The following is a 1,588-nucleotide window of genomic DNA, read 5'->3' as shown; positions in this document are numbered from 1 at the left end:
TGTCCAGGAACGCCCAGAGGAAGATCCAGCCGAGCGCGATCCGGGCGAGGGCCCAGACGTAGCCGGCGGCGGGGCGGCGCGTCGTGGTGGTGGCGTTCACGACGGGGCTGTTGATGGTGGCGGCCATGACGGCCTCCTTTCAAGGGGTGATCTACCGTTTCGCTGTCACCCCAAGCACACCGTCTTCGCGGTTCGCGCGGCAGTGCCGGACAGCCCGCGCAGCCCGGGACCTTCGTCACTTCACCGGCATCGGGCCCTCTCGGGGACGATCTCCGCCGACTGGGGTTGCCGACGGCCGCGTTTTGCCTGCTCTTGGTGGCCGTCCTGCCACCGTGGAGTATGCGAACCTCGAGGGAAGATCGGTGGCTCAGCGCCCTTCGCAACCACGCCGCCCAGCTCGCGTTCCCGGACTGGACACCCCAGAGCGGCGACTGGGCACACCTGTACACGGGCTTCGTGGACGACGGCACGCCGTACACGGAGGTGTCCGTCTACCGGGCGGGTGACGGTGGGGGCCATGTCCGCATCCACTATCAGCGCTACATCGGCGACGAGCTGACGGCGTTCTGGACGCACTTGGTCGACGAGATCGCCGAATGAGCGGGTGGGTTCGCGGGGTGGCGTCGATCAGCGGGTGTGCGGCGGGGGCGCGCCGCGGTCCGCGGCGAAGACGTACAGGTACGGGTGGCGTGACCGCAGCTCGCCGCGGGCGGCGGCTCTGGCCAGGGCGAGCGCCCCGTCCACCGAGGTGCCCAGCGGCGGCGTGGGACGGGCCTCGGGCAGCAGGGCCCGTACGGCGGCCAGGAACGGCTCCATCAGCAGGTCGCCCGCGTCGAAGAGGCGTCCGCCCCAGGAGATGACCGGCTCGACCCCGGGGGCGGCGGCGACGGCGGCCTGGCCGAGGCTGCGGCCGGCCTCGTCCCAGATGGCCCGCGCGACCGGGTCCCCCTCGTGGGCCGCGTCGGCCACGGACGGGGCGAACGAGGCCAGATGATGGGCGGGCGAGGCCGACTCGTAGACGAGCGCCACCAGGTCCAGGGGGTGGCCGAAACGGGCGGTCAGGCGTTCCAGCAGGGCGGGCGACCCGCCGCCGCGGCCGTCGTGGGCGCGCAGGGCGGCCTGGAGCCCGTACATGCCGATCCACGCGCCGCTGCCGTGGTCGCCGAGCAGGTGGCCCCAGCCGTCCGACTGGTTCCAGACGCGGTCGAGGTCGGTGCCCAGCGTGATGACGCCGGTCCCGGCGGCGACGACGACTCCCGGCCGGAACCCGAGCGCGCCGACGTGCGTGGTCACCGTGTCGCCCGCGACGGCGAGCACGCCCAGCTCGAAGCGATCGCGCAGGGCGTGCCACAGCGGCTCCGGCTCCCTGACCAGGCCGGGCATTCCGGTCACCCCGATGGCCATCCCGGCCAGCCGCCCCGGCCCCCGGCCCGTCTCCGCCTGCCCGCCGGCGCGGGTGGCGTTCTCGATGACCGTGGTGATGCCGGCGTCCAGGCGGTCGAGGTCCACCCGGCCCCCGGCACGCGGCGCCGGCGAGGTGTCCTCGCCGTGAGCGGCCCCCTCGCCGCTCTCGACGCGGGCCCTGATG

Annotated in this window: 2 protein-coding genes; one reads left to right on the top strand and one right to left on the bottom strand. The window is 74.1% G+C overall.

What is annotated here, in order from left to right:
- The first annotated feature begins 339 nt into the window (after window positions 1–339).
- Window positions 340–600, top strand: coding sequence for a hypothetical protein (locus ABFX54_RS56500; RefSeq protein WP_346115594.1), 261 nt, complete (start codon window positions 340–342; stop codon window positions 598–600).
- Between the two features lie 27 nt (window positions 601–627).
- Here ABFX54_RS56500 and ABFX54_RS56495 read toward each other — a convergent pair.
- A partial coding sequence (locus tag ABFX54_RS56495) for an N-acetylglucosamine kinase (protein ID WP_346115593.1) occupies window positions 628–1,588 on the bottom strand: 961 nt, incomplete at its 5' end.

It is taken from the genome of Nonomuraea maheshkhaliensis (genome assembly GCF_039529435.1).
Classification (GTDB): Bacteria; Actinomycetota; Actinomycetes; order Streptosporangiales; family Streptosporangiaceae; genus Nonomuraea; species Nonomuraea maheshkhaliensis.
This window is presented reverse-complemented; position numbering and strand designations above follow the sequence as displayed.

What these genes read in the sequence shown, in the direction of transcription:
- ABFX54_RS56500 (WP_346115594.1), top strand. Translation starts at nt 340, where the DNA reads ATGCGAACCTCGAGGGAAGATCGGTGGCTCAGCGCCCTTCGCAACCAC.